This is a genomic window from Pseudomonas sp. Y5-11, from assembly GCF_022368695.1.
Lineage (GTDB): Bacteria > Pseudomonadota > Gammaproteobacteria > Pseudomonadales > Pseudomonadaceae > Aquipseudomonas > Aquipseudomonas parakoreensis.
Map to the genome: position 1 here is coordinate 541,283 of NZ_CP058974.1, position 6,553 is coordinate 547,835.

5 protein-coding genes are annotated in these 6,553 nt (G+C 51.6%); 4 read left to right on the forward strand and 1 reads right to left on the reverse strand.

Translation table 11 applies throughout. The annotated features are described in order from the left end of the window. Positions 1–16: 16 nt before the first annotated feature. Positions 17–1,000, reverse strand: a complete 984-nt coding sequence (locus tag HXW87_RS02500; protein ID WP_034139800.1) for an ATP-binding protein — start codon at positions 998–1,000, stop codon at positions 17–19. A 734-nt stretch (positions 1,001–1,734) separates the two neighbouring features. Here HXW87_RS02500 and HXW87_RS02505 point away from each other — a divergent pair. The 4 genes from HXW87_RS02505 (at position 1,735) to HXW87_RS02520 (ending at position 6,105) form a co-directional block, all read left to right on the forward strand. Next, complete coding sequence (locus HXW87_RS02505) at positions 1,735–2,715, forward strand: toll/interleukin-1 receptor domain-containing protein (protein ID WP_034139801.1); 981 nt, start codon at positions 1,735–1,737, stop codon at positions 2,713–2,715. A gap of 328 nt (positions 2,716–3,043) precedes the next feature. Continuing rightward, entirely contained in the window at positions 3,044–3,376 is a 333-nt protein-coding gene (locus HXW87_RS02510) for a hypothetical protein (RefSeq protein WP_239778395.1), read from the forward strand. A 158-nt stretch (positions 3,377–3,534) separates the two neighbouring features. Further along, positions 3,535–4,173: an antitoxin Xre/MbcA/ParS toxin-binding domain-containing protein gene (locus tag HXW87_RS02515; protein ID WP_239778396.1), complete on the forward strand. Its 639-nt coding sequence runs from the start codon at positions 3,535–3,537 to the stop codon at positions 4,171–4,173. Between the two features lie 192 nt (positions 4,174–4,365). After that, positions 4,366–6,105 (forward strand): hypothetical protein, encoded by a 1,740-nt coding sequence (locus HXW87_RS02520; RefSeq protein ID WP_034139918.1) that lies wholly within the window; start codon positions 4,366–4,368, stop codon positions 6,103–6,105. The last annotated feature ends 448 nt before the right edge of the window (positions 6,106–6,553 follow it).

A 6,553-nucleotide genomic window follows, 5' to 3' on the forward strand; every position in this document is an offset into this window, starting at 1 on the left:
CGTCCTTGATAGCAGGTTAGTGCTTGCGGAGTCCCTCCCGCACCAGTGCGTTACGTAGTTCTTTGATCGTGAGGAACTCCTGATTACGCAATATCATACGCTTCACAGCGCGCCGGACAACACGTTCCACATCCGCACCGCTTTTTCCATCGAATTCTTTTAGTAACTCGGGATCATCCAGTTCGAACTGACGACGGGTCCCACGCAACTTCAGCTGTAACAATGCCATCAGCTGCTTGTGATCAGGCAGCGGAAACTCAATGGCGTCATCAAACCGGCGCCAAATTGCCGAATCCAGAATATTTTCGTGGTTAGTTGCTGCCAGAATAAGGCTTTGCCCGTCGTAGGCGTCCATCATCTGCAACACCGCATTAACTACGCGGCGTAGCTCGCCGTGCTCACCGCTATCACCACGCTCTTTACCAATGGCATCAAACTCGTCGAAAAGAACGATTAACTGATGTTTCGCAATGAAATCAAAGACCTTGCGTAAATTCGCGGCTGTTTCACCCAGAAACGAGGAGACCAATGCATCGAGACGAACAATTGCCAGCGGGCGATCCAGTTCGAAAGCGATGACTTCAGCAGCCAAGGTCTTACCGCATCCAGGCGGGCCAAAGAAAATCACTTTGCCGGATGGCTTCATGCCATAGCTACGAAGCACCTCTGCGCGTCGATGCTCTTCCAGCATCTCGTCGATCATAGAGGCACTGCTTTCGGGAAGGATGATCTCCTCCAACGAGCGCTTGGGTGGCCTGATATCAAGCAAAGGAAGTCCACGTTCCTTGTCCACAGGAATGTCCGCAGTAAACTGCGGTTTACGTGCAGACTGGACATGCATATCCCCACCATAAAGGATCTGCTCTAAATCATTTGCCAATAAGTGATGTTGCTTTTGGCGCTCTTCTTCGATGATAGCTTCAGATGCACGACGGAACGCCGCCATATCTCCGACAGCACCCGCTTTTACAAGTTGCCTGAGTACTTTTCCATTCGCCATTTTATATATCCTGCCATAAGGTTGTTTCTCAGAGTCGTCAACTCATGAAACCAATTCCTGCCCTAAGCAGTGCAACTAAAAGGCTGAATCATTGCGAGCTAACATATGAGGACTCCATTCCATTTTGAAGCGTAAAGAGTATTTCAAACTCCTTACGTTAAGTTATACGTAAGAGTATCGCCCATGGTGGGTTTTTGTCCAGTATTTCTCTCGAATTTCCTTGATTTTATTGAACCAATCGACGAGCGGCAGCAGCTGTAGAAACTGCGACACCAAGCACCCAAAACGATAGGGCTGAAAGACCGTTCAAACATCAACATTATTAATAACGCAAACAAACAATATTGATCGTCGCGATAGAGAACTCGACCTTAAACTAACTTTAGGCGTGGCAATAAACACTGACGGGAGTGGCGGAAATTTCCGACACGTCAAAGTGAGCTTGTTTTCGCCCATTAATAAATATGTAGAGATCTATTCAGAAACTAGCAAAGTAACTGGCAACACCAACAGAGACTCAGTGCACAACTGACGCTGTTTGCTGGCCGCCTCATCCGCTACCCATCAGGCGCTACCCGAACAACCACCCCATAAAGCTCAATAATTTCCAATACGATGGCTTTTAGCCTTCATCATTCCTCGGTAAGGTCTTTCTGTTGACGTGTGCGTCGCATTCGTCACCCCAGACCGGCGACCTGGTGATGTCGCTCCCTCGTTACAGAAGACTTGGAAAAATGACTGAAGTAGAAAACCGTGGCCACATCTTCATTTCCTACGCCTGGGGCAACGGGTTTGAGAACAAAGAGTGGGTACGCCAGCGCGTCCTCACCCAAATAAGTTGGAACCATGACGTATTTTGGGATAGGGATAGCATCGCCTACGGAGATTCAATCGATGGCGTTATCGCTAAAGCCTTGTCCAAGCGCCCAGTCCAGATCTTATGCCTGTGTGACCAGGACTACATCAGAGCCGCCCAACAGAAAGGTTCGGGGTTGCACCGTGAGCTGAAAATGCTTGCCGAGATCGCTTATGAACCGGGCGTGCGGATTGTGCCAGTCATCCTGGAAGCGGGGTGTGCTGACCAGTTGCCTGAGCCTTTGATCGGACGCCTCTACCTAGATCTGCAACCTCTGCATCAACTGAACATTGATCTCGGAACGGCAGTGATGGAAGTGGCCGAGGGCAGGACACCTGCGCAGGTGCAAAGTGGCGTCAACGCTCGACTGGCAGCCTTCAAACTTCGCGAGCGCGCCCTAAAATATTTCCAGACCCGACCAGTTGAAGTTTGGGGTAATGGTCGAAACCATGAAGTGACCGTCTATAGAGAAGGCACTCCCCCAACTCTGCTTCAGCCCGCGCCTTGGATGTGGGAAAGCAACAATTGGAACTACATGCTGAGCGATGATAGCCCAACGTTTTGCCCTACCAAGGGACGCTGGCATTGGGAGCTTTCCTCATCGTCCAGCGAAATGCGCCCATTGGCGACTGCGGTTTTATCGGTATTTTTTGATCAACTCGATGGTAGAAAAGCAGAGCTTTGGCTGAATCAGGGCGGTATCGTTCTAGCAAACACGTTTTTCAGGACAGTCCTGGATTCTGAGCCATTCAGATTCGATGCCGACGATGTCATCGGCTTTCTCATGCGCCGAGACGAAGGCTATGAAGCACTGGAGAAATTACTGGACGCCGCAGATGAAGGTGGTGATCGCGCGTAGCGTTTAGGGCGTAGCGTACCGGCCGTTCGGAGATCATCTGGACGGCTCGCGCAGGCAGGTCTGGGGACGCACACTGAAAAATGCCGAGACGGCATTGGAAAGGACGCCCAATCCTCTACGCCATCGCTGCATCACGAGGCACCCAACAGGCCTGCTTGCCAATCGGCGATACACGCTATCACCATCTCTACGTAACTCCGGCGGTCTCACTGAACAACCGCCGGCGCTCAGTCGAACGAGTATTCTCTAAGGGGGGCTTGCGCGAATGGATCTCTTACGGCTACAGCAACTGTTGAGTGGGCAAGGAGAGAGCATCAACGGATGCGACTTGTCAGTTGAAGATGCAATCGACTTTATACAAAGCAATTTTGGCGAGTATTCGTACTGCCTGGTTCGGGACTGGACCTTGCTGGAGCTGGAATCCTGCGGCGAGGATTACGACGCCTTACGCTCCCGTGGCCTCGAACCAGTGCTGATCTATGCGCGCAACGTTGTGCTCGACAGTCGCGAGCGCTTTAACCGAGGTGACTGGGTTCGCAGCACGTTTCAACTGAGATACGAGGACGAAGGGCTCTTTTTTACCAGAAATACTTTGTACGTGCTGCTCGGCACGGGCACGCGCCAGAGAATTACGCTGAGTGATTTACTGAGTTTGAGTTGAGCGAGCCACAGCCAGCGCCTTCGGGCTCAAACCGAGTGGACCACTGATCGCATTCAAGCCCCGGCATCCTGCGAAGGCTCTTTTTATCCATGACAGATGCCGTTGCACGCGCGAGCATAGGGCATCCTTTATCGCAGACTGCACGTCAGGTGGATGATATGAAGAAAGACAGACACTGGTACGTTCAAACCCAGGCCACCCAAGACGGCAGTGACGATGTCATCGTCGATTTACCTCCCGCCCTGTTGCAGGAAATGGGTCTGGGCATCGGGGATGAGCTGGCTATCACCGTCGCCGGCGACACGATAATCCTGACACCCGTACGCGCCATGAAGCGTGAGTCTGCAAGGGGCACCGACGTCTTACGCGCTCAAGCTCATGACAGTTACCGAAACCGTATGAATGTTCTTCTCAATATCCCGGTCGACGCGACTGCACAGCAAATTCACGAGATGATCGACGCTGGCTTTGAGGCAACCGCCCTTACGGCAATGAGCGACTTAGGGCTCATCAGCTCCGGTACTCTGGACGCAATCCTTCCCACCCCAACTATTACGACAAAGCTGGCCACAGGTGAGCGATTAACCGCGAGTCAAAGTGACCACCTGTTTCGCCTGGCACATACCATTGCCTTAGCCGAGTCCTTTTTTGGCGACACTGACAAGGCTCTGCGCTGGCTGTCAAAACCGAAGTCCCATTTCTTGGGTAAAAGCTCGATTGAGATGCTCTCCACAACCGTTGGATTCCGTCAGGTGGAGCAGCTTCTTGCTCAAGCATCGGAAGGGATGTCGTTCTGACTCTGTTTCACAGATGCTAAAGAAAATGATCGGCATGCATGAGGTGCCGACTTGGTGCTGATCCTTTTTTGCAGGTAACGTACAGCCCCTCTGACGGAGCTTCAAATGATCAGGACGATATGCACGAGTCCACGCTTAGTCAGCCACTAATCAGCGACGAGCGTGATGCTCCTGCATATTCGGAGTTGCGAATTGTTTCATCGAATCAAGCGAGTTCCTCCCCGCGACAACCTTTGTACTACCGAAGATGGCGATGCCATCAAGCACATCCGCAATGGAACAGTGGTGGTCTGGTCTTACGAGCGCATTAGAAAAAATTTCGAAGCTGAAAGCATTCCCTTTGTGGAGGTCATCTTTCGGTTTTTAGACCGCAACGATGAGCCTGCCGGCGTGACGCCTGCGTTGATCGGCGTAAGCCGGCTGGGAAGCTTTCGTCTGGGGACCATTTGGCAAGGGGGAAAATGCATTGCCGAAACGGACCTGGGTAAAGACCAAGAGTTTTCTGTGGATTTCACTGAAGGTGTCTGGTCCTACGTCAGTATCAAAGGCAATCACCAACCCGTTCCCTATTTCAAGATCGATTATCCGCTTAGAAGCCAGCCAACAGATAAGGCACTGACCGAGTTTCTCAGCTTTCCCCTACCGAAAGGCAAAAACCTCCTGATCCCCTGTATTGAATTTCTGTACCGGTGTTATGGCAGCACGTCGGACATGGCGCGGATACTGACGACCTACCCATGGCCCAAGGTGCGGGAGCTTCTCTATGCCGATACCCAGAAAGACCCCAACAGCTGGCTTGTAAAACCACATCCCAATGTTCCTGACGACGATGGGCTGTTTCTCGCATACGCCCTTTACAACAATTACACCGAAGAGGCCGCCAAGCTGCTCTACGCCGAACTGGACAATGCATACGGCAAGCGCATGAAGGAAATGAGTTTGCGGGTTAAGCCGTGGTTCCAGGGCCCTGCAAAGGTCAAGGTTCGTGGCCGCTGGATCAACAATCGCACCACATTTCTGTGCTACGAAGTCACAGGTATGAGTCAGCCACAGGATCATCCCTACGAGATAAACCGGGTCAAATATTCCAAGGATGATTCTGAACAAGATCCAACCCTTCTCGACACGATGAGGGTCAAGATTGAAACGGAAAAGCCACAGGACCCGTTTCTGATCACCGACCGTCAGGAACCCGATCAAGGATCTGCTCGATGGTCAAAGCCCGATCCTGGGTTTGAAATTCTCGGGCCGGAATGCCCCCATACCGTTTCATTTGACGAGCGATCGCTTTCAAAGAAAAAGGCCATTCTGGTCCCGCCGGGCACGACCAAGGTGCTCTCCACTGGAGACCCGCAGGGCTACAACAAAGGCGTCGGCAAATTCACTGCTGTCGCAAAGCGGGTCTTGGGTGATGGAGGCGCACTTCAAACTGTTTGGGATAAGCTTCGACACCACCTGGGCAAAAACCGCTTCTCTAGCTTGGCGTGGCAGTCAGAGCGTCAGGGTTTCGTGCAAAGCGAAGACTTCAGATTACTAACACTGGCGGCGTTTACCCCATCCGAAGCGCCCAAAGATAAGAATAGAACATGGCTTTCTTACAAAGAAAATGCTAACCACCGTCGAGGTATCTTGGTTGCGCGCATCAAGATTAGGGGCCGCTCTTTCTACCTGTTTGAACTACAGCGCAAGAAAATTCGAAAAGACACCGTGTACAGTGAAGAGAAAATTTCAGGGCTTCTAGTGGAAATCAACAACGAGGCCGAAGCGCTGGTCGAGATCTCCAGAATTTGCGCTGAGATCCGGTTTGCCAACGGTAACTTCCGTAACCTGAAAACGCCGTTGAGACATCCGCACAACATATTTCGGCATCACTCTGACATCGGCACAACGATCTTCTACGCCTTCTACCGCTTGGGCGTCACCCTCATCTGAGCAGTGACGGGATTTGTACTGAAATTATGGAGTTTATGCTCCGAACATAAACTCCATAACTTTGATACACCTCGGATTCGAGCGACATCGAGCGTCGCAAAAACACTCATCGCAAACTCACAACGACTGCTCCATCCGTTTGGATAGGGTTATCCAAAGCTCCATCGGCAAAAAATGAAAGTGGATGCTTCAGTGCATTGGGCATGTAGCCCTCGATTTGTGTCTCATCTCGATCGATCTGATATCAATCAGCCTCAGATCATAGGATCACTTAACAAGGAAGTACCGGAGGTAAAGCTAGCCCGGATTTCTCATGAGGCCGGCAGGCGTGGCCGGTGAAGCCTCGGCGTATCAACAACCTGCCTTCCACCGCTAAAAATTGATCGTTTTTTATTCAATTCCCGCGTATGGGGCGCACTGCCCCCTTTCCCCCATTGAGCCGGGCCGG